The organism is Binatus sp. (SeqCode) (assembly GCF_050013435.1).
In the GTDB taxonomy this organism is placed as follows: Bacteria; Desulfobacterota; Binatia; order Binatales; family Binataceae; genus Binatus.
The window spans coordinates 18,950-45,539 of record NZ_JBEKFG010000021.1 but is presented as its reverse complement, the minus strand read 5'-3'; the positions used below and the strand labels follow the sequence as shown (position 1 = coordinate 45,539).

Annotated in this window: 28 protein-coding genes; 14 read left to right on the top strand and 14 right to left on the bottom strand. The window is 62.2% G+C overall.

Annotated elements, in window-relative coordinates; genetic code table 11:
* The 3 genes from ABSB13_RS06370 to ABSB13_RS06360 form a co-directional block, all read right to left on the bottom strand.
* Positions 1–827: GSU2403 family nucleotidyltransferase fold protein (locus tag ABSB13_RS06370; protein ID WP_428106583.1), on the bottom strand; the 827-nt coding region annotated here is incomplete at its 3' end.
* Positions 828–994: 167 nt separating this feature from the next.
* Entirely contained in the window at positions 995–1,735 is a 741-nt protein-coding gene (locus ABSB13_RS06365) for a CehA/McbA family metallohydrolase (protein WP_428106581.1), read from the bottom strand.
* 16 nt (positions 1,736–1,751) lie between these two features.
* A complete protein-coding gene (locus ABSB13_RS06360; protein ID WP_428106578.1) occupies positions 1,752–2,219 on the bottom strand; it encodes a peptidylprolyl isomerase in 468 nt (155 codons plus the stop codon).
* A 158-nt stretch (positions 2,220–2,377) separates the two neighbouring features.
* Here ABSB13_RS06360 and ABSB13_RS06355 point away from each other — a divergent pair, with 158 nt between their 5' ends.
* Positions 2,378–2,503 carry a hypothetical protein gene (locus ABSB13_RS06355; RefSeq protein ID WP_428106576.1) on the top strand — a complete coding sequence of 42 codons (126 nt, stop codon included), beginning with the start codon at positions 2,378–2,380 and terminating at the stop codon, positions 2,501–2,503.
* Positions 2,504–2,521: 18 nt separating this feature from the next.
* Complete coding sequence (locus ABSB13_RS06350; RefSeq protein WP_428106573.1) at positions 2,522–3,766, top strand: alpha-L-fucosidase; 1,245 nt, start codon at positions 2,522–2,524, stop codon at positions 3,764–3,766.
* Positions 3,767–3,773: 7 nt separating this feature from the next.
* On the opposite strand, the gene ABSB13_RS06345 is transcribed toward ABSB13_RS06350, so the two are convergent.
* Genes ABSB13_RS06345 through ABSB13_RS06330 form a run of 4 tightly spaced genes read right to left on the bottom strand, consistent with a single transcriptional unit; the run spans position 3,774 to position 9,380 of the window.
* On the bottom strand, positions 3,774–6,311 hold the full coding sequence (locus ABSB13_RS06345) for an FHA domain-containing protein (protein ID WP_428106571.1): 2,538 nt from the start codon (positions 6,309–6,311) through the stop codon (positions 3,774–3,776).
* Positions 6,312–6,353: 42 nt separating this feature from the next.
* Positions 6,354–6,779, bottom strand: a complete 426-nt coding sequence (locus ABSB13_RS06340) for a hypothetical protein (protein WP_428106569.1) — start codon at positions 6,777–6,779, stop codon at positions 6,354–6,356.
* A 49-nt stretch (positions 6,780–6,828) separates the two neighbouring features.
* The gene (locus ABSB13_RS06335) at positions 6,829–8,337 is read right to left on the bottom strand and encodes an FHA domain-containing protein (RefSeq protein WP_428106567.1); all 1,509 of its coding nucleotides are present in this window, start codon (positions 8,335–8,337) and stop codon (positions 6,829–6,831) included.
* 8 nt (positions 8,338–8,345) lie between these two features.
* Positions 8,346–9,380 carry a histone deacetylase family protein gene (locus ABSB13_RS06330; RefSeq protein WP_428106565.1) on the bottom strand — a complete coding sequence of 345 codons (1,035 nt, stop codon included), beginning with the start codon at positions 9,378–9,380 and terminating at the stop codon, positions 8,346–8,348.
* A gap of 124 nt (positions 9,381–9,504) precedes the next feature.
* Here ABSB13_RS06330 and ABSB13_RS06325 point away from each other — a divergent pair, with 124 nt between their 5' ends.
* The 5 genes from ABSB13_RS06325 to ABSB13_RS06305 all read left to right on the top strand — a co-directional run bounded on the left by ABSB13_RS06325 (position 9,505) and on the right by ABSB13_RS06305 (position 14,176).
* Complete coding sequence (locus tag ABSB13_RS06325) at positions 9,505–9,750, top strand: Sec-independent protein translocase subunit TatA/TatB (RefSeq protein WP_428106563.1); 246 nt, start codon at positions 9,505–9,507, stop codon at positions 9,748–9,750.
* 16 nt (positions 9,751–9,766) lie between these two features.
* A complete protein-coding gene (gene tatC, locus ABSB13_RS06320) occupies positions 9,767–10,585 on the top strand; it encodes a twin-arginine translocase subunit TatC (protein ID WP_428106561.1) in 819 nt (272 codons plus the stop codon).
* A 28-nt stretch (positions 10,586–10,613) separates the two neighbouring features.
* Positions 10,614–13,013: a glycoside hydrolase family 15 protein gene (locus ABSB13_RS06315; RefSeq protein WP_428106558.1), complete on the top strand. Its 2,400-nt coding sequence runs from the start codon at positions 10,614–10,616 to the stop codon at positions 13,011–13,013.
* Positions 13,014–13,026: 13 nt separating this feature from the next.
* Entirely contained in the window at positions 13,027–13,833 is an 807-nt protein-coding gene (locus ABSB13_RS06310; protein WP_428106557.1) for an endonuclease/exonuclease/phosphatase family protein, read from the top strand.
* A 118-nt stretch (positions 13,834–13,951) separates the two neighbouring features.
* Positions 13,952–14,176 carry a hypothetical protein gene (locus ABSB13_RS06305; RefSeq protein WP_428106555.1) on the top strand — a complete coding sequence of 75 codons (225 nt, stop codon included), beginning with the start codon at positions 13,952–13,954 and terminating at the stop codon, positions 14,174–14,176.
* Between the two features lie 156 nt (positions 14,177–14,332).
* Here ABSB13_RS06305 and arsB read toward each other — a convergent pair whose 3' ends face one another.
* The 4 genes from arsB to ABSB13_RS06285 all read right to left on the bottom strand — a co-directional run bounded on the left by arsB (position 14,333) and on the right by ABSB13_RS06285 (position 16,854).
* On the bottom strand, positions 14,333–15,400 hold the full coding sequence (arsB, locus tag ABSB13_RS06300; protein ID WP_428106589.1) for an ACR3 family arsenite efflux transporter: 1,068 nt from the start codon (positions 15,398–15,400) through the stop codon (positions 14,333–14,335).
* 59 nt (positions 15,401–15,459) lie between these two features.
* Positions 15,460–15,975 carry an arsenate reductase ArsC gene (locus ABSB13_RS06295; protein ID WP_428106554.1) on the bottom strand — a complete coding sequence of 172 codons (516 nt, stop codon included), beginning with the start codon at positions 15,973–15,975 and terminating at the stop codon, positions 15,460–15,462.
* 29 nt (positions 15,976–16,004) lie between these two features.
* Complete coding sequence (locus ABSB13_RS06290; RefSeq protein WP_428106552.1) at positions 16,005–16,385, bottom strand: ArsR/SmtB family transcription factor; 381 nt, start codon at positions 16,383–16,385, stop codon at positions 16,005–16,007.
* A gap of 238 nt (positions 16,386–16,623) precedes the next feature.
* Complete coding sequence (locus tag ABSB13_RS06285) at positions 16,624–16,854, bottom strand: DUF4911 domain-containing protein (RefSeq protein ID WP_428106549.1); 231 nt, start codon at positions 16,852–16,854, stop codon at positions 16,624–16,626.
* A 60-nt stretch (positions 16,855–16,914) separates the two neighbouring features.
* On the opposite strand from ABSB13_RS06285, the gene ABSB13_RS06280 reads away from it, so the two are divergent.
* A complete protein-coding gene (locus ABSB13_RS06280) occupies positions 16,915–17,799 on the top strand; it encodes an ArsA family ATPase (protein WP_428106547.1) in 885 nt (294 codons plus the stop codon).
* Complete coding sequence (locus tag ABSB13_RS06275) at positions 17,796–18,959, top strand: ArsA family ATPase (protein WP_428106545.1); 1,164 nt, start codon at positions 17,796–17,798, stop codon at positions 18,957–18,959. The genes ABSB13_RS06280 and ABSB13_RS06275 overlap by 4 nt, the downstream gene beginning before the upstream one ends.
* Here the strand turns inward: ABSB13_RS06275 and ABSB13_RS06270 are convergent, their stop codons facing one another.
* From ABSB13_RS06270 to ABSB13_RS06260, 3 genes are all read right to left on the bottom strand, one after another.
* Positions 18,960–19,307 (bottom strand): hypothetical protein, encoded by a 348-nt coding sequence (locus ABSB13_RS06270; RefSeq protein WP_428106542.1) that lies wholly within the window; start codon positions 19,305–19,307, stop codon positions 18,960–18,962.
* 9 nt (positions 19,308–19,316) lie between these two features.
* Positions 19,317–19,478, bottom strand: coding sequence for a hypothetical protein (locus ABSB13_RS06265; protein WP_428106540.1), 162 nt, complete (start codon positions 19,476–19,478; stop codon positions 19,317–19,319).
* Between the two features lie 83 nt (positions 19,479–19,561).
* Positions 19,562–20,806: an alpha/beta hydrolase gene (locus ABSB13_RS06260; RefSeq protein WP_428106538.1), complete on the bottom strand. Its 1,245-nt coding sequence runs from the start codon at positions 20,804–20,806 to the stop codon at positions 19,562–19,564.
* Positions 20,807–21,198: 392 nt separating this feature from the next.
* Here ABSB13_RS06260 and ABSB13_RS06255 point away from each other — a divergent pair, with 392 nt between their 5' ends.
* The 5 genes from ABSB13_RS06255 (at position 21,199) to ABSB13_RS06235 (ending at position 26,589) form a co-directional block, all read left to right on the top strand.
* The gene (locus ABSB13_RS06255; RefSeq protein ID WP_428106536.1) at positions 21,199–22,119 is read left to right on the top strand and encodes a TIGR03560 family F420-dependent LLM class oxidoreductase; all 921 of its coding nucleotides are present in this window, start codon (positions 21,199–21,201) and stop codon (positions 22,117–22,119) included.
* Complete coding sequence (locus tag ABSB13_RS06250; RefSeq protein WP_428106534.1) at positions 22,112–22,852, top strand: hypothetical protein; 741 nt, start codon at positions 22,112–22,114, stop codon at positions 22,850–22,852. Before ABSB13_RS06255 ends, ABSB13_RS06250 begins: the two co-directional genes overlap by 8 nt.
* A gap of 22 nt (positions 22,853–22,874) precedes the next feature.
* Positions 22,875–23,879: a phosphotransferase family protein gene (locus ABSB13_RS06245; RefSeq protein ID WP_428106533.1), complete on the top strand. Its 1,005-nt coding sequence runs from the start codon at positions 22,875–22,877 to the stop codon at positions 23,877–23,879.
* Between the two features lie 9 nt (positions 23,880–23,888).
* Entirely contained in the window at positions 23,889–24,341 is a 453-nt protein-coding gene (locus tag ABSB13_RS06240; RefSeq protein WP_428106530.1) for a hypothetical protein, read from the top strand.
* A 703-nt stretch (positions 24,342–25,044) separates the two neighbouring features.
* Positions 25,045–26,589, top strand: a complete 1,545-nt coding sequence (locus ABSB13_RS06235; RefSeq protein WP_428106528.1) for an acetolactate synthase large subunit — start codon at positions 25,045–25,047, stop codon at positions 26,587–26,589.
* Position 26,590 lies beyond the last annotated feature (1 nt).

Sequence of the window (26,590 nt, the reverse complement as noted above, 5' to 3'; positions counted from 1 at the left end):
CACAGCTTGTGCAATGCGAACACGCGCGGCTCAGGGACCACAAACCTGACCGGGAAGCCATTGTCGGCGATCACGATTTGGGTCATTCGCGGCGCCGCGCCAAGCCATTCGAGGCCGTGCAGGGGTTGCGCAATCAGATCGGGTCCGCTGCCAATGCTGGTGAGGCCGCCAGCGGAATCGATTGGCGCCCGGATCAAGTCGACCATGAAGCCCTTCGCGTTGACAGCGCGAAATGACCTTTTCCGTTGAGCCTTGAAGGTTCTGTCCACGCGCTGCAGGATTCCGAGGAGGCCTGAACTTCGTATCGAGCCGGCCAGTTCGATTTCAGCCTTGGTGTTCAGCAGCGTGTCGAGATCTTCGGTTTGCAGAAGTCCGGCTTTGAGCTGCACGCCCGCCGCCATTTCGTAGGCATAGATCGCGTGACTGCCGAGAATAATCAGATGGCTGCCCAGCAGCCCGCCGGCATCTAGCGACCTTACTATGTCGGCCGCAATCCGCGGAACTCGATTCACTCCCGCGGCGACGCAGAACCTGGCCTGGCGCGCGACTTCTTGATTGATCGATCGAATCCGCTCGTCGAGCTCGCGTTTAGTTTCGGTAAATTCGCGGTAAGCTTCCTCGCTCTCGGGCGAGCGCGGCCCGAGAGATCGATTACCTCTGTGGCGGCCAATCGTGCGGACCAGGTAATCGTGGCCGAGTACTCTCTTCCAATGCAATCCGCCGCGAAATGCTTGCCGCTCGGCTTGAAGCTCGAGCAAATGCTCGTAAAGCTGGGCAGTATCGACTGCGATTCTGCGCTGCTCAGCGGTGAGTTCTTTCAGCTTCAAGGCACTTTCCTCTCAAATCTACCCCAATAGCATTTTGAGAGGAAATATTAATTAAATCAAGTGTTTTTAGGAGCAGTCTAGTGCCGATATTCAGCCATATTTCCTCTCAAATCCAGCGATAGGGCGAACCAGAGGAAAATGCTTTTATTTCAAGGCTTTTTAGCGAGCTAACTGGCAGGTGCCGACAGCTCGAAAGGCGCCAGCGCGCTCTTCAGCAGGCCGCGACCCGCGCGGCATCGCCGCGACTGGATCGCGTCGATAAGCCCGCGTTCGTCCTTGATTGGCCCGTCGAGCAGCGTCGTCACGCATCCCACCGAGCCTGCGGAATGCGAGTCCGAGCCCGCCACCTCCGCCATCCCGAGATGACGCGCGACCTTGAGCGCGAACAGGTTCTCGTCCTCGCCGCACGCGCCGTTGAGCACCTCGATCGCATCGACCATCGCGAAGATTTCGAGCTTGGCCGCGCGGTCCGGATAAGTCGGATCGATCGGTTCTGAGCCCGGGTTGATGAACGAAAAGCGCGGGTCGAGTTTGTAGCGGAACGGATGATTCGCGATCAGTATCCCGCCTTCGAGGTTCACCACCCGCCGCAGTTCGGCGAGCTTGTAGATTCCTCCGACGTACCGCTCGAGCCCGAACGCGCCGACATGCCCCAGGTCGGTCGTGACTTCCATCCCGCGCATAAAAATCACGCCCGAGCCGGCCGCCAGCGCCTCGATCTCGCGGGAATCCCACATGTTGTCGTGCTCGGTGATGCAGACCGCGCCGATTCCGATCGCACGCGCGCGATCGACCAGGTCTTTCGGCGCCAGGTTCGAGTCCGAACTGCCGCGGTTGGTGTGGAGATGCAGGTCAACGGTGAAGTAGGGCCCCGCCCGACGGGGGTGCCCGCTTCGTGAATCCGTCATTTGCGACGCGCCGCGGCTACTTGGGCGGCTCCTTCGCGAGCGTGATCTTCTTCATGTGGTCGCCCTTCTGAATCTGATCGACCACGTCCATGCCCTTAATCACGCCGCCGAAGATGGTGTATTGGCCGTCGAGTCCCGGCTGCGGCTCGAGGCAGATGTAGAACTGGCTGCCGCTGGACACGCGTTGCGGATTAACTTCGTCGCCCGTGCGCGCGGTCGCCAGACTGCCGCGCAGGTGATGCTCGCTGGCGTTGATCTCGCCCGGCACGGTGTAGCCCGGTCCACCGGCTCCGGTCCCGTCAGGATCTCCGCCCTGCACCACGAAGTCGGGCACGACGCGATGCCAGGTCAGGCCATTGTAGAAGCCCTTGTTCACCAGCGTCTCGAAATTCGCGACCGTCTTGGGTGCGACTGCCGGGTAAAGCTCGACGATTATGGTGCCGCGTTCGGTCTCGATGATTGCGTAATGACCTGTGTTTCTCACTGGGAGTCCATCCGTTGCGCCTTTGCAAGCCGAGGCAAGCACCAGCACCGCCACGACGGCAAGACACGATAATCTAAAGGAGTTGCGTTTCATTTTATCCACTCGCATTCGCACGGACAATCAAACGTCCATGCATCGGGTTATTCCAACAGTCTTACATGGAAGTATTCGAGGCGTCGCCGATCCGCAAGAGCCGAACCGCTCCAATCCGGGCGTCGATCATCGAACCAGGCGAAGCCGACGGCGCCAATGCCCGGCCCGGTATGGACAAACGCATCGGATGAAGGCGAGAATGCGCCGCTATGGAATCGTGGTTCAACCAGGCAAGATTCGGAATGTTCATCCACTGGGGGCATTGCAGCCAGCGCGGACTCGAGCTGTCGTGGCCGCTGGTCGGAGGCGTCGGCGCGCTGCCGCATGGGCAAAGCCTCGGGGTTGACGAATATCACTCGACCGCCAGGACGTTTAATCCGGCAAAATGGGATGCGCGCGCGCTGGCGCGGACGGCAAAACGCGCCGGGATGCAATACGCAGTCCTGACCAGTAAGCATCACGACGGTTTCTCGATGTTCCATACGAAGCATTCTGACTATTCGATTGAGTATTCGCCATTCAAGCGTGATATAGTTCGCGAATATACAGATGCGTTCCGCGCCGAGGGCCTGAAGGTCGGACTGTATTACTCACTTATCGACTGGCATCATCCCGACTACCCGGCATTTCTCGACTCGGACAAGCCCTATAAGTGGGGCAACTGGCGCCGCTCGACGCCGGAACAGTGGGATCGGTTTGTAAACTTCATGTTCGCCCAGATGCGCGAGCTGCTGACCAACTACGGCAAGATCGATCTGCTCTGGTTCGACGGCGGATGGGAACGCACGCCCGAGGAATGGAAGTCGCGCGAGTTCGTCGAGATGATCCGCTCGCTCCAGCCCGAGGTCGTCATCAATGATCGCATCCCGGGTTACGGCGACTATCAGACCCCAGAACAGGCCGTTCCGCCCCAGCCGCCGCAAGGACCGTGGGAAACCTGCCTGACGATTAACAACAGTTGGGGCTACAACCCGTCGGACAAGGACCTCAAATCGATCCGGTCGCTGATCCATACTCTGTGCGAAGTGGCGGGCAAGGGTGGAAATCTGCTGCTCAACGTAAGCCCGATGGGCGACGGCGCACTTGCGCCCGAACAGGTCGAGCGGCTCGACGCGATTGGCAGCTGGATGGACCGCAACAACGAGGCGATCGTCGGCACCGACCCCGGACTCGAGCCGTGGCAGTTTTACGGACCGTCAACGCGCCGCGGTAACCGGGTCTATCTGCACGTGCTGATGAAGCCGTACGAGTCCATCTCGGTGCGCGGCGTCAGGGTGCGGCACGTCGGCGACGTGCGTCCGCTGGCAAGTACGATTTCGCTCAAGGTGCGCAAGCGAATCGCCGCGGTCGATATGCTGTTCAACCAGGATCCGGTCGGCGAGCTCGTGATTGCGACGCCCGACAGCGCGCTCGATTCGATCGCGACAATCATCGCGGTGAATTTCCAGCGCTAGTTCCCTCTCATGGAGCAGCGGTGAAGCTCCACGTATACGGCTTGCCGTTGACAGTCATGTCGACTCGGTAAGTCTGTCCGGCGGAGAGCCGGTCCCGCACCATCATGACTGCCTCGCCGAAAGCCCGGAGCACCTCGCGGCCATGCGCCTGAGTGCCAGGATCGGGATTAGTGTAGCTCTGGGAATCGTAGGCGCAGGTTCCGACTTTCGTTCCCGCCGCAGCGCCGGTCATCTGAGTCATAGAAGCATCGGTGACCGTCGCCTTCATGTTGATGCCGACCTGGATGGTGATTGCGGACGCGTTGGACGGGTACCCCGGACAGGTCGATGTGGGGCTCGGCCACTCGCCGCCAAACCCGCTCGGCTTGACGGTCGCGCCGTCGGGCGGAATCTCGACCGGGGTTGCGTACGGGTGGCCGCCCGGGAGCGGCGGCTCGAGATCGCTGCGCCAATCAAGCGCGGCGGCGCAAACTGTTTCGTCGCAGTACTCGCCAAATCCAACCTGGCGCAGGTCAGGGTTCGAGAGCGACGGGCGATGGAACGGTCCCGCGATCCAGAACTGGACTGCCCTGGTCATTCGCTGGTCGTCAGAGAACCTCTGTGAAGGCTGGAACATGACGTCGCTGGCGCGCGCGGCCTTGATGCCGTCGGGCGTATAGCCAGGCTTCGATTCGTTCTCCGTATGCATGAGACTTCCGATGTTTATGCCTGACGCCAAAGTCGACCCGTAGTTCGTCACCAGATATTTCGCATGATCCCTGCAGCCCTGACTCAGCGCAGGATCCTCTTCCACCGGCTGCAGCTTGAGCACCGAGCGATAGAGGTTCACGGTGCCCAACCAATTCGTGCCTGGGCTGGACATCTCGGGGGCAGGTTCCGGCATCGGCAAAGGTGGCGGCGCAAGGATCGGCGGCCGAACCTCCGATATTATCGCCGACGCGGCTGGCGCTGGCGCAGCGCGATGCGAAGCGCTCATGGCGCGGCGAGGGCGCGCAGACGGGAACGGCGTTGCGCCGATCGTCGCGATCGGTTCCGGGGTCGGGAAGCTCGCGCTCGCGCTGAACGTTGTCTCCGACGTCCGCGCGACGGTGAAACTCCATGCGTAGGTCACGTCGTTGGTCGTGACCGAAATCTGATAGTGCGAGCCTGGCCGAAGCGGAGCGCGTGGCACCAACACGATCGCGCCGGCGTTGCGCAAGTTCCAGCGGCCGAATTCCTGCTCCCTGGGATTTGGATTGCGATAGCTGGGCGCGTCGAATGCACAGTACTCAATCGGCTTGCCGTCCTCGGTGAGAGAATGATTGGTGAGTCTGGTCTGCGTCAGCCGTCCGATCTGCAATGTGATCGGAAGCCCGACCGGGCGCTCGTAGCCGCTGCAGCTCGCAAGCGCGTCTGGCTCCTCGAGCCCTATCCATTCCAGCGCTATGTCCGCTCCCTCCGGTGGAAATTCGACCGCGCGCCGATACGGCTTCACGTCCTCCGGCGGCGGCGGCAATCGCAGCGCGGCAACCCAGCATCCGTCTTCCGACACTTCGCCGTAGCCGACGTCCGCCAGATAAGGATCGAGCATCGGGAGCCGATGAAACGGTCCCTCGAGCCAACGATCGATCTGCTGCGTCGCATCGTACGTGCTGCATCCCCATGCGAGCTGAAGATTCTGCGCCACCCCGGCGCCTTCGACAGAGTAGCCGCTCTTGCCGGACTTCTCGTCGTATGCATCAGCGGGGATCGGCTTGGCGCCGCGGATATCGTCGGCGAAATTCAGCAAGAGGTAATGCGCATGCGCGGTGACGGATGCACTCAGCCGGGAATTGTCGCGAATCGCACGAAGCCCGTTGCTGCCGCGATAGAAGTTTATGCGCTCCAGCCAGGTCATCGGCGATGTGCTGGCCGCCGCGACCGGAGCGCCGGCGCTCGCTGTCGATGCTGCCACGGGTGCTGCGGGTGCTGCGGCTACTGCGATCGTACTGGCTCGGGCCGCAGGCGACGGCATAATCGTCGCGGGCGCCGATGGTGCTGCGGGCTGAGTCGGCGCGCGCGCAGCAACCGCAATCGGAGGCTCGATTCGCTTCGACGGAGGATTCGATTCGACCAACGCGACGATCTTCGACAGCGTCGCAACCGAAACCAGTCCCCAGTTCTCGAAATGGTCCGCCACTGCGAATGCGAGCAGCATCGCCGCAGCCGCTCCGACGCGCAGATTCCGACGCCAGCGTCGGCGCTTTTGTGCATCCGGATCGATGAATCGATACGGAGGCGCACCACCGAAGCGCAACACGTCACCGTGCTTGAGCCGCTGCGTCCGGCGAATCCGACGACCGTTGACGAACGTGCCCGGCCCGGACTTGAGATCGACCAGGTAATACCGGCCGCGCGCGTACCTGATGATCGCATGGCGCTCCGCGACGTTCGGATCCGTGACACGCAGTTTCGAACCTTCGGCGCTGCCCACTGCGGCTTCATCGCGCGCCAGCAGCAGCAGCCGGGTCCCCGGCGCCTCGCGATCCACCGCGAGCAGTCGCGCAGCTTGCGGTCGTTTCAGCAACGGCGGCCACTCTCGCGCGGTGCGTTCAGCAACGCGGCCATTTCAGAAGACGAATGCGGTCCCCTTCGACGGAGGCGGAACCGGATTTTCCGTGCAATACGGCGCCTGCCCGCCGGGGTTGCTGCCTCTCGTCTCCGCCTGCAGCTGCGCAAGATCCTGCTGGCAGCTATTCTGCCCGGTCTCGTAGTAGCGATATCGCGTGAGCGGGTTCTGCTGATCCGGCGGCACCACGAGGACGGGCCCGCTCACTTTCGAGGCCTGGTCGGGCGTCAGTGCCATGTCGGTGAGACCTTGCGGAGGCGGAGGCTTTTTGGCCTGCCAGACCGGCAGTCCTGGCAGACCCACCGATTTCAAGTTGCCGTTCTGATCCTCTGTCCACTCGACACATCCGGCGAGTGCGCAACAGCAGATCGCCACCACCACTAACACCACGCGTCTCACGGCAGCCGTCGCCCTCCTTTTGGTCATCGGCGGAGAATTGCTCCCCCGATAACCATCGGTTAACGGGCGCACTAAATCATGGACGGGTGGAAAAAGTCCAGTCGTACTGCTTTCCGTTCGCGCTCATCGACACCGCGTACTTCGCGCCCTTGTCCAGCGGCGCGCGCGGAATCACCACGGTCGTGCCGTAAGACTTCAGAACGTTTCGCCCCAGCTCTTGTGAGTATCCATCGGGATTCGAGTAGCTAGTCGAATCGAGCCCGCATGCTTCGACGGCGGTGCGGCTGCCGTCGGCATTCTCTCGCGCGACTGAGTATTCGCCGAGATGCGTATCCATCCAGGCGCCGAGCTGAAGTGTAATAGCCAGTCCGCTGGGCGGCTCGTAGCCGGGACAGTTGGTGCGCGGATCGGGCCATTCGTTGCCGAACGACCTTATCGCGACGGTCGCGCCGTCAGGAGGAAATTCGATCGGCCCGCTCTCCGCCGCGTCCGCCGGCGACTTCCGCTGCGCGCCGTTCAATAAGTTGAGTCCCGCGGCGCATACTCCCGACTCGCAGTAGATTCCGAAGCCCGCACTGGTCAGTCGCGGATTGAGGATTGGCATGCGATGGAACGGAATCGCCATCCATCCGTCGATCGACCACGCCGGCGAGCCCGGGGTTCGTTCTGCCGACCATTCGTCCGGGTCAGACAAACCAGACCGGTCGATCGCGTCGGCGGGCCGCTCCGGCATGAACCACACATCCATATCGCTGGCCTTGGCCGCCGCGAGCCCTTCGGGCGTAAAGTTTGGGCTTCCCGGATCTTCCGTATGCATCTCCGCGCCGAGGCCCCGATGCGCGATCTGCTCACGGTAGTTCTTGACGAGGTAAATGGCATGCGCGCGATCGCCCTTGCTCAGCGCCGGATCTTCGACTATCGGCGCCAGCTTCACCATCGCGCGGTAGTAGTTCACTCGCCTTAGCCATTCGGGCTGGGCTGCTGTGGGAATCGCCGGCAACGCCGGCGTTGAAGTTGCCTTTGCTTGCTCGCCGGGTGATGCCGACTGAGTATTGGTCGCCGAAGGCGCGGAGCTGGGCCGGCGCGGCGAAATCCATGCGGCGATTGCCGACGCGGCGGGTCCGATCTCGCTTCGGTAGCGAACTCCCGCGAATCCCGCGATGAACATCACCGCCGCAATCGCAAGCCGCCGTCCCAGCCGGCTCGGGGTGCGTGCCGCCCGCGTCGGCGCCGGTGTTGGATCTCCCGCGGCGATGAAAGCAAAACGCGCAGAGCCGAATTTGATCTCGTCGCCGCGCTTGAGCGCGATCGGTTTGCGCACTCGGCCGCCGTTGACCAGCGTGCCGTTAGTCGAGCCGAGGTCCGCCAGCTCGAAGCGGCCGCGCATCCGCGTAATCGTGGCGTGGCGGCGCGATACCGTCGTGTCGTCGAGCACTACATCGTTCGACGGATGACTGCCAATGGCTACTGTTTGTTTGTCTAGTGGGTATTCACGCGAATCGGAACTGCCTATTGAGACGAGACGGCGGCTCGCGCTCCCGTTCTCACCCTTGACGTTGTCCGCAGCGCGTTGCTCCGGCGGCATCGATCGCCCTAGCCCAGATTCCAGAAGCGCCCGACGTTTTGCGCCGCCCGCTCGATCATCGGCATCACCCGGTCGCCGCCATCATCCGGGCGAATCCGCTCATCGGCGTCGCGTCCAAATTCATCGATCACCGCGCGTCCCGACTCCGCGATTGCTTCGAGGTCGTAGCCGCCTTCGAGCGCGGCGACCATCTTCCCGCCGCAGCATTCCGCGGCCAGCCGTTTCAGCCGCCGCGTCATCGCTGCGAATCCCGCCTCCGTCACGCGCATCTGCGCTAGCGGGTCGCGGTAATGCGCGTCGAAGCCGCATGAGACGAGTATGAACTCGGGTTTGAAATGTTGTCCGATCGGTATTATCAGGCGATCGAACACGCGGAGATACTCGCCGTCGCCGAATTCCGCCGGCATCGGCGCATTCACGTTGAATCCCAGTCCCGCGCCGTACCCGATCTCGTCGAGCGAACCGGTGCCTGGGTATTCCGGGAACTGATGCGTGGATACGTACAGCACTTCGGGCGATTCGTAAAATATATCCTGCGAGCCATTGCCATGATGGACGTCCCAGTCGACGATCATCACCCGCTTGAGGCCGCGTTTTTCGATTAGCCACTTCGCCACGATTGCAACATTGTTGAAGAAGCAGAATCCCATCGCGCGATTAGGCAGTGCGTGATGCCCCGGTGGCCGGATAATAGCAAATCCATTATTTATTGCTCCGCCCATCACGGCCTCGGCTGCCGTAAGCACGCCGCCCGCGGCCAGGATCGCGGTCTGATACGAATCGCGCGAGCTGTGCGTATCCGGATCGAAGTCGAACCTATCCATCGACGCCGTCCGCGCGACCGTCGCGATATACTCGGGCACATGGCAGCTCGCGATTTCCTCGTGCGTCGCTTCGCGCGGCGCCATGAACATCAGATTCGGCCGCGTGAGCGACTCCGCCATCTCGATCATGACCTCGGCGCGCGCCGGACGCTCGGGATGCGCCCGGCCGGCGAAGTGCTTCAGGTAGCGGCGATCCGCGACCACCCCGGTTTTAAGCATCGTTGACACCCCGGTCAGGTATGATGATTAACTGGCATGGAGCGGGCGAGCTTGCGCGGAATTTTTCCGCACCTCGCGAGGTCATCGAATTGCACTGGCTGGCGCGCCGGATGGTCATCGAAGTTTGGACCTTTTTGAAATAGTTCTGATCCTCGCGATCGCGCTGATTGTCGTCGGCCCCGAGCGCCTGCCCGAGGTCATGCGCACCGTGGGAAAAGTCTTGCGCGAGCTGCGCCTGGCGAGCAATACCGTCCTCCACGAGCTGACCGAGGTGCTCGACGAGCCGCCCGCCAAAGTGCCGCCTCCCGCGCCGAAGTCCGAACCGCCCGCCGTCCAGCCGCCGGCTGCTGTGCCGACCGAGAAAACATAGCCGGTCATCCCGCACTGTGCCTAGCGAGGATATCACACCGCCCGCGCCCACCGAGGAAACGCCCGAACAGGCGCGGATGTCGCTCGTCGAGCATCTGCAGGAACTCCGCACCCGCCTGATTCGCGCCTTCATCGCCATCGGCGTCGGTTTCATCCTCGCGTACGCGATCAGAAAAACGCTGTTCCAGTTGCTGACCTGGCCGATTCGCGAGGTCTCGGGCGGCAAGGTGCTGCTCATCGGCACCGGCGTCGGCGAGGCGTTCTACACCGAGATCAAGGTCGCGCTCATCGCCGGTCTGTTCATCGCCAGCCCCGCGGTCTTTTACGAAATCTGGAAATTTATCGCGCCGGGCTTGTACGAAACCGAACGCAGGATGGCCAGGCCGTTCGTTTTCTTCGCGACCATATTTTTCGTGCTCGGCGGATATTTCTGCTGGGCCGTCGTCTTCAGAGTCGGCTATGCATTTTTCCTGGCTCAATACGCGAACATCGGAGTCACCCCGACCATCCGCATCAGCGAGTACCTGGCGTTCTCATCCAAGCTGCTGCTCGCGTTCGCGCTCACGTTCGAGATGCCGATTTTCGCGTTCTTCTTCACCAAGCTCGGGATGATCGACTACAAGATGATGCTCGGCTACTGGCGCTATGCGATCGTCGCCATCTTCGTGGTCTCCGCGGCGCTGACTCCGCCCGACATGATCTCGATGTTCCTGCTCGCGATCCCGCTGGTGCTGCTCTATGCGATCAGCGTCGGCGTCGCCTGGATGTTTCGGCTTGAGCCCGCGGACAAACCGGCCGCGACAACAACGAAACCTGAACAACCCGAAATCGTCTGACCTTTCAAGCGAGTCGATCAGAGGTCCCATGGCAATAATTCTGAAATCTCCGGTCGCCACCGGCGCGCCCGGAATCCCGCCGCGATGGACCCGCAGCGCCAAGGATGCGGTCTGCACCGCCTACTCCTCCGTGAGCCATCTATGGTTCACCACCTCCGCCGGCGTCGTCAACGAGATTTATTTCCCCACCATCGATCAGCCGCAGGTCCGCGACCTCCAGTTCCTCGTCACCGACGGCGAGACCTTCTTCCACGAGGAACGCCGCAATCTCGATTCCAACACCGAGTACCTCGACGCGACCGGCCTCGGCGTGCGAATCGTCAGCCATTCGCCCGACGGCCGCTATCATCTCTTCAAGGAAGTCATCACCGATCCGCATCTGCCGACCCTGCTCATCAACACCCGCCTCGAGGGCGACCCGGCGCTGCTCAAAAAACTCCACCTCTACGTCATGCTCGCGCCGCATCTGTGCGTCGGCGGATGGGGTAACAACGGTTACCTGGCCGAAATCGTCGGGCACGAGTTCCTGACTGCGAACAAGGATGACGTCTGGCTGGCTTTGGGAGCCACAGTGCCATTTCTCGGGGCTTCATGCGGATACGTCGGGAATACCGACGGATGGCAGGACATCAGCGCCAATTTCAAAATGGATTATCGGTTCGCCGCCGCGCTCGACGGCAATATCGCGCTCACCGCCGAGATCGATTTGCGCAAGGGCTACTCTTTCACCCTTGGCCTCAGCTTCGGCCGCAAGCTCAATCGCGCCGTGACTTCTCTCTATCAGTCGCTCGCCGATCCTTTCCCCGAGCATCGCGCCCGCTTCCTCGAACAATGGAATCGCGCGTCGCACCATTTCCTTCCGCTCGAGAAATTCTCCGGCGACGGCGGCGCCCTCTATCGCCGCAGCGGCGAGCTGCTGCTCGCCCATGAAGACAAAACCTATCCCGGCGCGCTCATCGCTTCGCTCAGCATCCCCTGGGGCGAGTCCAAGGGCGACGAGGACCTTGGCGGTTACCATCTGGTGTGGACCCGCGACATGGTCAACAGCGTGACCGGATTGGCCGCATCGGGCGAGCTCGCCACCGCGCTGCGCGCCTTGATCTATCTGGCATGTGCGCAGCGCCCCGACGGCGGCTTTCCGCAGAACTTCTGGATCGACGGGAAGCCCTACTGGAACGGGATTCAGCTCGACGAAGTTTCGTTTCCGATCATCCTGGCGTGGCGGATGCACAAACATGCCATGCTCAAGAATTTCGATCCGTATCCGATGGTGCTGCGGGCGGCCCACTTCCTAATCGACAACGGATGCGCCACGCCGCAGGAGCGATGGGAGGAAAACGCCGGCTACTCGCCCTCGACGCTGGCCGCAAATGTGGCGGCACTGATCTGCGCGGCCTGTTTCGCCCGCGATCGCGGCGACCCGGCGACCGCGCAATTCCTTGAGGAGTACGCCGACTTCCTCGAGGCGCACATCGAAACCTGGACCGTCACCAACCAGGGCTTCCTCGTCCCCGGCGTCAAGCGCCACTACGTCAGGATCAATCCCATCGACATCGGCGATCCGGACGCCGACGAAAGCATCGACGGCAAGCGCGTCTTCATTCACAATCGCGCACCCGACGCGCAGACTGAATTCCCCGTCGCGGAAATCGTTGACGGCGGGTTTCTCGAGCTGGTCCGCTACGGCATTCGCAAAGCCGGCGATCCCCTGATGGAGGATTCGATCCGCGTCATCGATGCCGTCCTCAAGACCAGCTTCCCTGCCGGTCCGTGCTGGCGGCGCTACACCCACGACGGCTATGGACAGTGCGACGACGGCGGCCCGTTTATCGGATGGGGCCGCGGACGTCCGTGGCCGCTGCTGACCGGTGAGCGCGGGCATTACGAACTCGCGGCGGGTCGTGACCCGCTTCCCTATCTTAGAGCGATGGAACGGTTTGCGAATTCGACGCAGTTGCTGCCCGAACAGATCTGGGATCAACCCGACATCCCGCGCGAGCTGCTCAGGTATGGCTACCAGACCGGCAGCGCGACTCCCTTGATGTGGGCGCATGCCGAGTACCTCAAGCTGCTGCGCTCGGCTTCGGACGCGCGGGTCTTCGACTTGATTGACGAGGTCAAGGACCGCTACCTGAAGCTCGGACGAAAGCCGAGCCGCCTTCGCGTCTGGAAATCCAACCGCCACGTCAAGTCGGTTGCACCTGGCGACCGCCTGCGCATTCAGGCGACTGGGCCGTTCATGCTTCATTGGTCCAGGGACGAATGGCGGCACTTCAATGATATCGGGTCGAATTCAACGCCGATCGGCTTCGACTACGTTGACATCGATATCGGCGCAGGCGACCGCGCCCCGGTTCGCTTTACGTTCAACTGGCGCGAGACGCAAAATTGGGAAGGCCGCGACTACGCCGTCGCAATCGCGACATAGCGTCTAAATCACCATGAGCGAAATCTGCCTTAAGGTTCTGTCATGGAACCTGCACGCAATGACCTGGCCATTGTCCAAAGACCCCGGCGGCCGGATGGATCGGGTAAGCGCGAAAGTGCGCGAACTGTCGCCGGACGTTGCGCTATTTCAGGAAGTCTGGTTCGGCTCGCCGGTCGATCGTCTCACCCTGGCGCTGCAACCCGATTGGATTCCAATCTGCATCAAACGCCGCGGCGTCGGCCCCAGGGGTGGACTGCTCGCATTTGTCAGCGCCTCTGCGGGATGGCGCGTGCGCGCAGCACCGAAGTTTCACCCCTTCGCCGCAAGCGCGCCGATGTGGAAAGTCTGGGAGGGCGATGGACTTGGCGGCAAGGGCGTTCTGTCTGTGGAACTCGAACGCGGCGAACAGCGCATCTGCGCTCTCAACACTCACCTCCAGGCACAATATCGGGGGATCGACTATGCCGCGGTTCGCGAAGCGCAACTCATCGAGCTTCGCCAGATCGTGTCGCGGCTTCATGCATCGATGCCCGCGATAGTTGCGGGAGATCTCAATACAAACTCGCGCGAGTCTCTCTATTCACACGTCGCTGCGCTCGGGACGGACCTGACTGCTGAGGGCCGCGAGCTATGCAACTGCGGAACGACGACCGACCCCTTTGACGGCCGCCCCGAATGGATTGACTACATCGTCGCGGCCAACTCACACGCATGGACTGCTTCGGCAAACCTCGAGGTCATCGCGAATCAGCGGGCCGACTTCCCCTATTCCGACCACAGCGGTCTTTTCTGCACCGTCACGATGGCACAGCGCCAATAGCTGAAGTCCGCGTCTCTTCCTTACTCAGATGCAGCGGCCGGCCCCTTCGTATAAACGATCGTTCAGCCTTCGTAACCCGCCAATCTCCCGATCCGTACTCAAATCAGGAGAGACGCATATGAAACTTTACACAACCACAATAGCCGCGCTGTTTGGACTCCTCATGATGGCGATGCCGGGAGTTGTCTCCGCAGATGTCGTCGCTTGGCATCCGCAGAATTTGCAACCGGTGGTGGTCCAGGAGACCGTCGCGCCGACGCCATTTACGACCGTCGCCTACTATCGGCCGTGGGCATGCGCCAATCGCTACTTCCGCCGTCATCATCCGTGGCTCTGCCGGTAACTCGCCCGCGCGATAGACTGGCGTCCGGTAAAAAGCAAAAACGACGGCACGGGCGGTGTGTCAACAACACCCCGCCCCTGCCGCCCACCGCGCAGGTGATTCTTCCTTCATGCCGCGCCCGCCAACGGCGGGCGGCCTTAACATTGGGTGCAGGGGTCACCCCTGCTCAGCCCTGCCCCTGCGAAAATAACTGCGCCGAGCCCATAGAGCGACATCCACCAGGCCAATCATCACCGGGACCTCGATCAACGGACCGATTACGGCGGCGAATGCCGCGCCGCTGTCGATCCCGAAGGTCGCGACCGCGACTGCGATTGCCAACTCGAAATTGTTGGATGCCGCGGTGAAAGACAGCGTCGCCGTCTGCGGATAGGTCGCGCCGACGGCGCGGCTCAGTACGAAGGAAAGCGCGAACATGATCGTGAAGTAGAGCAGCAGCGGAATCGCGATGCGCACGACGTCGAGCGGCAGATGCACGATTTTGGCGCCCTTGATCGAAAACATCACGACGATCGTGAACAAAAGAAAAACCAGGGTGAGCGGACTGATCTTCGGAATGAAACGCTCGCGATACCAGGCCTTGCCCTTGCGCGAGGTAAGGATCTTCCAGGTCGCAAAGCCCGCAACGAACGGCACGCCCAGGTAGATGCCGACGCTTGCCGCGATCTTGCCGATCGTCACATCGACGACAGCGCCGCCCAACCCGAGCCATCGCGGCAGCACCGTCACGAACACGAATGCATAGAGCGAAAAGAAAAGCACCTGAAAGATCGAATTGAACGCCACCAGTCCCGCGCAATACTCCGTGTCGCCGCCGGCGAGTTCGTTCCACACGATCACCATCGCGATACATCGCGCCAGGCCGATGATGATCAGGCCGGTCATATACTCCGGACGATCGCGAAGGAATATCACCGCGAGCGCGAACATCAGGATCGGACCGATGATCCAGTTCTGGACCAGCGAGAGGCCAAGGATTTTCCAATCGCGAAAGACATCTCCAAGCTCGTCGTAATTCACCTTCGCCAGCGGCGGGTACATCATCAGGATGAGTCCGATCGCGATTGGTATTGAGGTGGTGCCCACGCTCAGGCGATCGAAGACAATCCTCACGCCCGGCGCCGCCGCTCCCAATCCGATCCCGGCCGCCATCGCCAGGAAAATCCATAGCGTCAGGTAACGGTCGAGAAACGAAAGCCGGCGAAGGACCGGCGTCGGTGCCATCGACATTGATGCGCTCACTGCGAACTTCTCCGTATCGAGGAAGGTGCGGGATGTAGCCGCTACTCGCGCCCTTCGGTAAGTTTGACTTTGCCGATTTCTTTGACTCGATCCTGCAGGGCGAAACTGTCTAGTGCCTCGATTCTCAGGCTCGCGAAAATCTTGATGCGATTTTCCAGCTCGCGGTAGATGCGGAAGAAGCAGCGGCGCTTTTCGTCGCGAGTGCCCACAAACGCCACCGGGTCGGCCACGCCCCAGTGCGCAGTGATCGGTTGTCCCGGCCATAGCGGGCACTGTTCGGCAGCCGCCCGATCGCAGACCGTGAAGACGAAGTCGAGCGGCGGACTGTCCGCACGGGCAAACTCGTCCCAGCTCTTGCTGCGCAATCCGGAGGTGTCGTAGTTCAGCTCCTGGAGCAGCTCTAGCGCCGTCGGATCGATGGTGCCCTTGGGATGGCTCCCGGCGCTGTATCCTTTGAACTTTCCCCTGCCCCAGCGATTGATCGCGCACTCGGCCATGATGCTGCGCGCGGAATTGCCCGTGCATAGAAACAGGACATTGTATTCGCGATTGGCCATGACGCGGTCGTCGGTCGAGGATCGATTCGCTATTGCGCCTTCCGATTTTTCTTTGGCGTGACACTCTGCTGAGGCGCGCATTCGGATCCGCAGCCCGGCGCGTCCGCTGAATTGCATAGCTCTGGCCGGCCGCCGCAACAGTTCTCGGTCAGGTACGCGAGCAGATCGCTCATCGCCTTGAAATTGGCGCTGTAGATGATCGATCGGCTCGCGCGCCGCGAACTCACCAAGCCCGCAAATCTGAGTTGGCTCAGATGAAATGACAACGTGGGCGAGGGTTGACCGAGCCGCGTGCCGATCTCGCCCGCCGGCAACCCCGCGGGACCCCTTTGCACCAGCAAACGAAAGATGTCGAGGCGAGTCCCTTGCGCCAGCGCGCCCAGCGCCGCGGTTACCGTTGATTTCTTCATAGTTCCATATTTATAAAAATATCGCTGAACAAAGTCAAGCGCCCTCAACGGAACCCCGCTCGCCTTCCCTTCTCCTGATTAATACTTCTAACAGGGCGAAGCCGGCATCTTCTCTTTTCACTGGGTGCAGGGGCCGCAGCCCCTGCCGCCCACCGCGCAGGTGATTCTTCCTTCATGCCGCGCCCGCCAACGGCGGGCGGCCTTAACATTGGGTGCAGGGGTCACCCCTGCCCACTGCTTACGCGAGCCGTTCGATCGTGAACTGCGCGGCCAGCGACGCCATCATCGCCTCGACTTCGTCGCGCGAATCCGCCGAGAAGTAAATCCGTAGATGATGCCGCGTGGGATCCTCGGTCCGCAGCGTCGCGATATTGTCGTAGGACTCGACGATCGACTTGAACAGCACGATCTGCGCAGGCGGTATCGCAATCAGCATCGAATCGATCGCCGGCGGTTTATTTTCGTTCAAAACCAACTCTCTTCCCGCGCGAGGTTTACTGTTCGCTGCGCGACCCTTACATTCTAGCCGATGACGCTGCCGCGGGTCTTGTTCGTAACCGGCAAAGGCGGCACCGGCAAGAGCACGGTCGCTGCCGCGCTTGCGATTGCGCTGTCGCGCCGGCGTCCGACCACGCTCGCCGATCTCGACCGTCGCCTGTCCGCTGCCGCTGCGCTCGGCGCGGTGCTGGAGGATTCGGCCACCGTCAAAGTCACCGGCTCGCTCGACGCCGTGGCGCTCACGCCGCGCGCCGAGCTCGAAGCCTTCATCGAGCGCATCGTCCCCATTCGCGCCATCTCGCGCCGGATGCTGCGCAGCCGGACCTTCGGTTACGTAACCGCCGCGCTGCCGGGTCTCGAGGCTTTCCTGCTGCTGGAACGTCTGCGAATCATGGCGGGTGACGCGGCGCTCGAGGATCGCTATCTCGTGATCGACGCGCCCGCCTCGGGCAGCGCCGTCGAACTGCTCTCGGTTTCGTCGGGCGTCAAGGGAATCGCGCCCGGCGGCACGCTGAACCGGCTCGCCGATTCGGTCGACAGCTTCCTCACCGACGCGACCCGCTTCGGCGCGATCGTCACGATGACGCCGGAGGATCTCGCGGTTCGCGAGGCGCTTGAAATCGCCGCCACGATGCGCGAGCGGCTGGGCATCGTAACTGTCGCCGCGATAATGAACTGCGTTCCCGATTTGCTCTTCGATACTTCCGAACTCGCCGCGCTGAATTCGCTCGGCGGCCACGCCCGCCTGGCCGTGCGCCGAAACGCCGCGCACCAACAGGCGGCTCTGGCCGCCCCGCGGTTCGCTGCCGCCGGCATCCCGACCTTCAGCCTCCCGATGATGTTCACGCCGGCCATGGGACCCGCTGAAGTCGAGAAACTTGGCCGCGTGCTGGATAGGGAGCTGCTCGATCGATGAAGCCCAGGGCCGCACAGCTCAAGCCGTCTGCCCGTCCCAGGCATCCCGCCCATCCCGAGTCGCTCGACTTGCGCTCGCAAAGCCTCGTGATCTGCCTGGGGCCCGGTGGCGTCGGCAAGACCACCATCAGCGCCGCACTCGCCGTGCGCGCCGCCGTGATCGGATGCGCTGTGGATGTGATGACCGTCGATCCCGCGCCGCGCCTGCTTGACGCGCTCGGCCTCGGCGCGGATTCATCCGAGCCGGTCGAGGTCCAGCTCGAGGGCATTGCTCATGCGCGCCGTGGCGGCGGCTCCGGCCACGCCCGGCTGCGCGCGTTGCGCCTGGATCCGAAACGCACCTTCGATTCGATCGTCGCGCGTTACGCGCTGTCGGACGCGGCGCGCGACACGATTCTTGAAAATCGAATCTATCGCAATCTCTCCGGCGCGCTGGCCGGAGTGGCCGACTACATGGCGATGGAAAAGCTGCTCGAGCTGGCGGCCAATCCCTCGACCGACCTGCTGGTGCTCGACACTCCTCCGGCCGCCGAGGCGCTCGACTTTCTCGACGCGCCACGGCGCCTGCTCGAACTGCTCAACTCGCGCGCCGTCAGTCTGCTCGGTGCGCCCGCCGGGCTGTTCAGGAGCCGGTTGCGGATGGTGGATATCGCGGCGCGCGCCGTGCTCGCGGCGTTCGATCGCGTGACCGGCCTGAATCTGCTCAGCGACGTCCAGTCCTTCGTTCGCAGTTTCGACGGCATGTACGAAGGTTTTTCCGCTCGTGCCGCACTCGCCCAGGACAAGCTGCGCGCGCCCGACACGGCAATCGTGATCGTCACGACCGCCGAGTCGAGCCGCATCGCGCAGGCGCGCGAATTTATCGGCGCGCTCGAGCGCGGCGGCTTGCGCGTCGCCGCGATGGTTGTGAATCGTGTGATTGCGGAGTTGCCTGACGCCGCGGAACTGGCGTCGGCCCGGATCGCGCCGTCACTCAAAAGAAAATTGAAGCGCAATCTCGCCGACTACGCCGCGCTCAAGACCCGCGAGCAGGTGTCGCTCAGTGCCCTGCGCAATTCGCTTCCCGGCGGCGCAGTCCTGATGGTTGCGCCTGACCTCGGCCGCGAGCCGCGCACCATCGCCGACCTCGCCGAAATAGGCCGCAGCTTGCGCGCCGGCTGATCAGCCGGGCTTCTTTGCGCGTCGAGCCGCGGGCTTCGCTTTCGCGGGTTCGTCATGATCGAGAATGCGATCGAGCTTGATGCTGAGGTTCAGCAGTTGCGAGCTCAGATGATCGAGCCGCGCTTTCAGCTCGCGAACGTCCCGCTTGGAAGGGATATTGACGAAGTCGAGCACCTGTTCGACGTTGCGGTCGAAAGACTGCTTGTTCGCCATGAATCGTTCACCCGCCCGCCCGAAACTCGAGCGCATCCTCTCGTTTGACAGAATCTCGTTGAACAAGCCGGTGATGCCTTCTTCGCTCATCTGTCGTAGCCTGTTCATCAGGTTGTCGTCGTCGTGGCGCGCCATGATTTTCAACTATATATAGAGTGTCGAGCGGCGCAAACCGATGAACATTATCGCCAGCCTGCTGAGCATCGCATCCGGATTCGCCCTGATGGGGTACCGCGAGCCGCCCGCGAATCTGATCGCGACCTCGATCAGCATCGATCTCGCGCTCGCTCCCTTAACCGCGATCATCGCATCGCGCCACGGCCGCTCGGCCCTTCGATGGACCGTCGCGGGACTCGCGCTCGGCGCGTGGGCGCTCGCCGCGGTTATGCTTATTCCGCCAAGCCGCCCCGCTCCACCGCGCCCCGACGCCCCTCAGTATCCGCCCACTTCTGATGCTGCTTGATCCACGCCACGGTCGGCGCGAAAACTTCGCTCTCCGACTTCGTTCCCGCCAACACGTCCAGGTGCCCCCAGTTGTCGAACTTTTTAAACGAGGGGTCGGGCGCGCCCGTCGATTTCGCCGCCGCCTCGACTTGACCGGGCCATTGGCTGCCGAAGTTGGTGCTGGCAAACGCGATCACCGGAATCTTCGACGCCTTGAGCGCCGCGAGCAGTTCCGCGGAGAATGGATTCTCGCCGTCCTGAACCGCCGGCCAGTAGCGATCGTAGCCGATTAGCAGTTTCGCCAGCACGACGGCGTCGGAAAAGCCGCCTTGCGGATTCGCGAGTCCGCCGTTGCCGCCGAAAAATCCGCCCGCGCCGTACACGACGTGTTCCAGGTTTTCGCGCGCGGTTTTGTACTTGGGAATCGGCGCAGGCTGATCGGGATTGTCGATCACCATCTGCATCAGCTTGTAGCGCTTGTCGTAAGTCAGGTGCTCGCCGCCGATGTCGTCGGCGTAGTGGCCGGCGGTCACCGGCGCCGCGCGCATCGGATGGGTGGGGATGAATCCGTCGAGCGCAATGATTCCCGCAACGCGATCGGGATGCCTGGCGGCGCAGAGATACGCGAACTCGACGCCGCGGCTGAAGCCGGCGACGAAGAGCTTGTCGCGGCCGCTCTTTTCGCTGACGAATTTCGCGGCTGCGTCGATGTCCGATTCGAACAGCTCATTGGTCCAGCCCGCCAGCTCCGAGAGATCGCTCTGCGGCGTCTGCGGCGGAATAAAATGCGTGCGATAGTCCATCGCCCACACGTTCGCGCCGTGCTCGGCCAGATAGACCTGGAACGAGTAGCGCGGATCCTCGAGCGCCACTTCGCCATTCATGTTGGTGCCGGGCAAATAGAGCACAATCGACACTGGTTCACTCGCGCGATGCAGCTGCGGCACGCCCTCCCCAAGATGCGCAGGCTCCACTTTGAAGACACGATGCAGCGCGATCTTATCGAACGGCGATTTGCCGAGCGTTGCCTGGTAGGTCTGTTCGTAAATTCTGTAAGCTCCCGGCCCGCCTTTGATTTCACGTGGCGCGCCCACCTCTTCGAAGTCGGCCGCCGACACGACAGCATGCGGCGCGAAGATAAGAAAGAGAACCAGCAACACGTCAATGGCGATGCGCCGTCGAATCTTCATGGGCATAATCCTCTCCACAATTTCGCGTCGTCGCACAAGTGGGCGATGCGGGGATGAACTGTTCAGCCTTATGCCGGCGCGCATCCCGTGCTACTGGTCTCGCATGGACAACACTCAGGATTCTCCAAACTTGCCCGATTCGCCGGCAAGCGGTGGCCTGTGCTTTCGCCAAGCCAGCATGCCGCGCGTCCCAACCCGCTCAAGCACGGTTTCTTCACGCGGGAAGCCGCAAACTCAAAAAATATTTTTGACGGAACAAAGCTAGCGGTGGTGGTATGGCCGCCGCTGCACCACAAGATAAGGGAAGCAAGACAGAAAGTAGTTGACCCCTCGCGGTCCGCCGTGCGAAACAAAGTCGGCAGGTTCTCGATTATGCACGGGAGTAAATTTCAATGAGCAAGAAAGCGCAATTCGCCCTGTTCTCTCCACAAGCCGGACAATCGTGGCATCAGCTCGTAGAGCGGGCACATCGATGCGAGAAGCTCGGCTACCATTCGATCTGGCTGGTCGATCACATGTGGACCCGCGGGATGCCCGACCTCGACCATCATGAATGCCTGGCGCTGATGGCGGGGCTGGCGGCAAAGACCGAGAAAATTCGCATCGGCACGCTCGTGATATGCAACTCGTACCGCAATCCTGCGCTGCTGGCGAAGTCGCTTGCCACCATCGATCACATCAGCAACGGCCGTCTCGAAATCGGCTACGGCGCGGGCTGGATGGACGAGGAGTACAAGGCCTACGGCTACCAGTTCCCGTCGATGGGCACGCGGCTCAAGATGTTCGAGGAAGGCCTGCACATCATGAAGGCGATGTTCACCGAGAAGCGCGCGACGTTTAAGGGGCGCCATTACTCGATCGAAGCGGCGAGCTGCAATCCCAAGCCGGTGCAGCAACCGCATCCTCCGATTACCATCGGCGGCAGCGGCGAAAAGGTCATGTTGAAGCTGGTCGCCAGGTTCGCCGACCGATGGAATTGTCCGGCCGGCTACGAAAGCTTCGAGCACAAGTTCAACGCGCTCAAGGATCACTGCAAGGACGTCGGGCGCGACGTGAACACCATCGACGTGTCCGAGCAGTTGCTGGTGTGCATCGGCAAGACCGACGAGGAAGTCGAGCAGAAGTGGAAGATGGCGCAGATGCTCAAGCCGTTCATCAGCACCGGAATCAAGGGCACGCCCAAGCAGCTCATCGAGGCGCTCCGAAAACGCATGGCGATGGGCATCACGACGTTTACGATCTTCTTCAGCGACTTCGCGCCACCGCCGACGCTCGAGCTGTTCGCCAGCGAAGTGATGCCGGCATTTGCGTAAGACGATCGGAATTCGCACGCCGGCATTGCGGCGAATATCGACGCGCGGCGCGCTCGTGCTTGGCCTGCTGGCTGCCGGATGCGCCAGTCAGCCGTCGTATTATTCGACGCAGCTTGATACCACCGGCGGAGTGGGTCCGGGCGACCCGATAACTCACGCGTCGGCGACCATCGGCCACGTGACTGGAGTCTCGCCGATAAGCGGCGGCGACTGCGAAGTCGCGTTTGAAGTCGATGGCTCCCACGCCGCCGAAATTCACTATGATTCGATAATGACGCTGAACGACCTCGCCGCCACGCCGTCGCTCGATGTGATGAACGTGGATGCGATGAGCCATAGCGCACCGTCGGGCACGCGGCTGGACGGCGCGTCGAGCATGAACGAGACGCAAATGTTTATGCTGGCGCGCGGGCCCGGGAGTTTCGCTCAGGCGCTGGGACAGGCCGCAGCCGCGACGCCGGCGCCGCTGCCTTCGCCTGCGACCGTGCAGACGGCGCAACTGCTGGCGCAAATTTCGCAGCAGACACTGGCAAGCGCGATTGCAATCTCGCCGCCCACTCGCGACCAGCTCGAGCAGGCCAAACGCGAGGCGCTCGGCGTCGAAAGACAATTGATGCGCAACGGCAAGGTCGAGCAGGCGGAGCGGCTGCGCGCACAGATGGGCAGCATGATGGGTGGAATCACGGCGCCGGTAAATCCGACGGCGCTTCCGCCGACCTCGCCCAATCCGTAGCGCGAAAGGGATCGTCACTAAAATGGATCAGCATCGACTGACTGAATATTTCAAACTCAAGATGCCGCATGCGCGCGACCATCGCGTGGTCGGCCTCAAACGAATCTCCGGCGGTTCCTCGCGCGAGACCTATGCCTTCGATCTGGAATGGAGCGAAGGCGGCCAGACGCGCACGCGCGCGATGATCGGGCGGCGCGATCCGACCGGCGGTCTGCTAAAAACCAGTCGCGAGCGCGAGTTCAAAGTGATCGCCGCGGTGCATCGCGCGGGTCTCAAGGTTCCCGAGCCGCTGTTCCTGGAGCTCGACGCCAGCGTGATGGATCGCCCGTTTTTCATCATGGATCGCGCGCTGGGCCGCACCGGCATGGGGGCGTTTGCGGCCACCGAGCCCGAATCTACGCGCGCGAAGGTCGCCGACGATTTCCTGAGCGAGCTGGCGCGATTGCAGTCGCTCGATTACCGCGAGTACGGACTCGAGATTCTCGGGGCCCCGAAAAATCCCGAGGATCCCGCCCGCATCCAGACCGCGCATTGGCACGAAGTGTACGAGCGCGACCGCATGGGCGAACATTATCCGATTCTCAGCGCGGCGCTCGCCTGGCTCAAAGCCAACCCCGTCGTCACCGACCGCGTGGTGATCGTTCATGGCGACTATCGTTCGGGAAACTATCTGTACGACGACAATGGAATCATCGCGATGCTCGATTGGGAGATGGCCCACCTCGGCGACCCGATGGAGGATCTCGGCTGGGCGTCGATGACGTTCTGGGGACGCAACGAACTCGCCGGCGGCCTGATGGAACGCGAAGCGTTCTACCGCCTGTACGAACAGAAGACCGGCCATCGCGTCGATCGGGAACGGCTGTTCTTCTACCGCGTGCTCGGCGATGCGAAGATGGTCGTGATTTGTCTGACCGGAATCCGCGACTTCGTCGAGGGACGCACGTCCGACTCCATGATGCCTTTTCTTGAACTGCTGATCCCGCAGTTGTTCGAGGACTTGGCCAACCTGCTTCGATTGGTCTGAGGTGCTCAAATGCTACGGCCAACGTTGAATGAAATAATCAGCGGAATGCAGCGCACGATCATGGACGCGCTGCTGCCCGAACTGACATCGCCTTACGCGCAAGGCCAGGCGATGTCGACAATCATAATGCTGGGCCATGCGGCGTCAGCGCTCGAGTCGGCGCCCGCTTACGACGCGGCCGAGATAAAAGATTTGCGCGCGACATTTGCGGCGCTCAAGCGGTTGGGCGACAAACACATCTCGAAAAAAAGCGGGCTTCGCGGCGCGCTTGCGCGCGCGCTTCGTGCGGGCGCGAAAAATCCGCTCGATCGACGCGCGATCGAAGCGGAGATGGCCACATTTGCCGCCGCCGTCGCGCTCGGCCATGCCGACGACAGCGTCGCTCGCCAGGTCCGCGGCTACATCGGGCGCAACCTCGAGCGCACACGCAAGCTGTTTGCCAATTCGCTGCCAACCCTTTGATTCATAAGTCGCTCTTGCAATATTGCGGCCTGTGACGAATCCTGTCGCTATGTTATGCAATAAGACGTTATCTATAGCTATCGTTAGCCATTCCCAAAATGACTTACCTATCTCAAGACTTCTTGTGGCATGCTTGCAATACACGTCACAATTTTGCTACAAAGACTTAGGGATACTTAGTATAAACCTTGGTATAAGGCCCGAATGATCTTAATTGTGCGAGAGCAAACTGCGAGGATGAGACCATGAGCGTCAGCACTATTCCGACCCCAGGAATGCCCGGTGGTCCCTGTCGTGGATCCTGCAATCATACCAAGTGCCACACGTTGCGAGCGATGTCGGAGGAGCGGTGCGTTCATTGCGGCGTCCGTTTCGGCTTCGGCTCCAAAATAACCGGCGAGCCTGCGATGCATCTAAGATGCGCGCAGACCATTGCCGCGCGAAGTGGCGCGCCGGCTACGCATCCGATCAATAATCCCGCAGCGGCCCATCCGGTCGGGGATTATCGCGGCGACAAGCGCTAGCACCGTCTCGTTTGCATTTTTGATTTGACGTCGGCACGCCGATTCGGCGTGATCGACGACTTGCGCTTGACAGCTTTGTTTCGTGCGCGCTACCGCTCGTCTAACGCGATCTGCGCTGCGACGATGTGGCGCTACGCCAAGTCGGGACCGATCGATCAGACCATGGAGAAGTTTGGCTCATGAATGGGGCTGAGAGCCTGATTCGCACCGCGATCGCAGCAGGGGTCGAGGTGTGCTTCGCAAATCCGGGAACAACCGAAATGCCGTTGGTCGCGGCGCTCGACTCCGCCGACGGGCTGCGGCCGATTCTTGGATTGTTCGAGGGTGTTTGCACCGGTGCCGCCGACGGCTACGGACGGATGGCGGAGAAGCCTGCTCTGACACTGCTTCATCTTGGCCCCGGCTTCGCCAACGGCATCGCGAATCTCCACAATGCGCGGCGCGCGCGCTCGCCGATCGTGAATCTGATCGGCGACCATGCGACCTGGCACGTCGGCGCCGACGCACCGCTAACTTCCGACATCGTTTCGCTCGCGACTCCCGTTTCGGGATGGATACGAAGCATCCGCAATTCGGCATCGCTCGCGGACGCGACCGCGGATGCGATTTCCGCGGCCGGCCGCGCGCCGGGGCAAATCGCGACGTTGATCATTCCGTCGGATTGCCAGTGGGATCCTGCCCAGAGGCACGCTGCGCCAATCGCGCCGGCGCCGCCGCCGGCGGTGTCCTCTGATGCGGTCAAGCGGGCGGCCCAGTCGATGCGCAGAAGCGATCGGGTCGCGCTTTTTCTCGGCGGCATGGCGCTTCGAGCTCGTGGCCTGAAGGCGGCTGCGCGCATCGCCGCGAAATCGGGATGTCATCTGATCTGCGAAACTTTCCCCGCCCGGCTCGAACGCGGCGCCGGTACGCCGAGCGTAGATCGCCTGCCCTACTTTCCCGAACAAGCGATCGAGATGCTGAAGCCGTTCGACTCGATTGTCATCGCCGGTGCGAAAAAGCCGGTAGCGTTTTTTGGCTACCCCGGTTTTCCTAGCCAGCTGATTCCTGAAAGCATCGACAGCGTAATTCTGGCCGAGCCGACCGATGACGTTCCGGCCGCCCTGGAAGCGCTCGCAGACGAACTCGGGGCGCCGGTTTCGGCCGCGACGCCGGCGAGAATATCGCGCCCCGAACGTCCCGTCGGAAGGCTCGACGCGATGACCGCGGGCGCCGCGATTGCGGCGGTGATGCCCGAGGGTGCGATCGTTATGGACGAAGCCGCCACCACCGGCCTGCCATTCATGGCCGCGTCGATGGCTGCGCCACCGCATACATATCTTTCGCTCACGGGCGGCGCGATCGGACAAGGCTTGCCGTGCGCGACCGGCGCGGCCGTCGCCTGTCCCACAAGGCGCGTGATCGCTTTTCAGGCCGATGGCAGCGCGATGTACACGCTGCAGGCGCTGTGGACGCAGGCCCGGGAATCGCTAAACGTCACGACGGTACTCTGCAACAACCGCAGCTACCGGATTTTGCAGTTTGAACTTGCGCGCGCGGGCGTGACCGAACCCGGCCGCAAAGCGCGCTCGCTGACCAGCCTTTCCAATCCCGATATCGATTGGACCAGTCTCGCGCGGGGAATGGGTGTGGCGGGCGTGCGCGTCGAGACGGCGGAGGCGCTCACGCTCGAGTTGGAACGCTCGCTCGCCACGCCGGGTCCGACCCTGATCGAGATGATTCTCTAGA

Coding starts and splice junctions, on each gene's coding strand:
- ABSB13_RS06280 (WP_428106547.1), top strand. CDS start 16,915: ATGACGCTGCCGCGGGTCTTGTTCGTAACCGGCAAAGGCGGCACCGGC.
- ABSB13_RS06330 (WP_428106565.1), bottom strand. CDS start 9,380: ATGCTTAAAACCGGGGTGGTCGCGGATCGCCGCTACCTGAAGCACTTC.
- ABSB13_RS06310 (WP_428106557.1), top strand. CDS start 13,027: ATGAGCGAAATCTGCCTTAAGGTTCTGTCATGGAACCTGCACGCAATG.
- ABSB13_RS06265 (WP_428106540.1), bottom strand. CDS start 19,478: ATGATCGCGGTTAAGGGAGCGAGCGCGAGATCGATGCTGATCGAGGTC.
- ABSB13_RS06255 (WP_428106536.1), top strand. CDS start 21,199: ATGAGCAAGAAAGCGCAATTCGCCCTGTTCTCTCCACAAGCCGGACAA.
- ABSB13_RS06275 (WP_428106545.1), top strand. CDS start 17,796: ATGAAGCCCAGGGCCGCACAGCTCAAGCCGTCTGCCCGTCCCAGGCAT.
- ABSB13_RS06365 (WP_428106581.1), bottom strand. CDS start 1,735: ATGACGGATTCACGAAGCGGGCACCCCCGTCGGGCGGGGCCCTACTTC.
- ABSB13_RS06350 (WP_428106573.1), top strand. CDS start 2,522: ATGGAATCGTGGTTCAACCAGGCAAGATTCGGAATGTTCATCCACTGG.
- ABSB13_RS06305 (WP_428106555.1), top strand. CDS start 13,952: ATGAAACTTTACACAACCACAATAGCCGCGCTGTTTGGACTCCTCATG.
- arsB (WP_428106589.1), bottom strand. CDS start 15,400: ATGGCACCGACGCCGGTCCTTCGCCGGCTTTCGTTTCTCGACCGTTAC.
- ABSB13_RS06270 (WP_428106542.1), bottom strand. CDS start 19,307: ATGGCGCGCCACGACGACGACAACCTGATGAACAGGCTACGACAGATG.
- ABSB13_RS06340 (WP_428106569.1), bottom strand. CDS start 6,779: ATGACCAAAAGGAGGGCGACGGCTGCCGTGAGACGCGTGGTGTTAGTG.
- ABSB13_RS06335 (WP_428106567.1), bottom strand. CDS start 8,337: ATGCCGCCGGAGCAACGCGCTGCGGACAACGTCAAGGGTGAGAACGGG.
- ABSB13_RS06355 (WP_428106576.1), top strand. CDS start 2,378: ATGGAAGTATTCGAGGCGTCGCCGATCCGCAAGAGCCGAACCGCTCCA.
- ABSB13_RS06295 (WP_428106554.1), bottom strand. CDS start 15,975: ATGGCCAATCGCGAATACAATGTCCTGTTTCTATGCACGGGCAATTCC.
- ABSB13_RS06235 (WP_428106528.1), top strand. CDS start 25,045: ATGAATGGGGCTGAGAGCCTGATTCGCACCGCGATCGCAGCAGGGGTC.
- ABSB13_RS06315 (WP_428106558.1), top strand. CDS start 10,614: ATGGCAATAATTCTGAAATCTCCGGTCGCCACCGGCGCGCCCGGAATC.
- ABSB13_RS06290 (WP_428106552.1), bottom strand. CDS start 16,385: ATGAAGAAATCAACGGTAACCGCGGCGCTGGGCGCGCTGGCGCAAGGG.
- ABSB13_RS06260 (WP_428106538.1), bottom strand. CDS start 20,806: ATGAAGATTCGACGGCGCATCGCCATTGACGTGTTGCTGGTTCTCTTT.
- ABSB13_RS06240 (WP_428106530.1), top strand. CDS start 23,889: ATGCTACGGCCAACGTTGAATGAAATAATCAGCGGAATGCAGCGCACG.
- ABSB13_RS06245 (WP_428106533.1), top strand. CDS start 22,875: ATGGATCAGCATCGACTGACTGAATATTTCAAACTCAAGATGCCGCAT.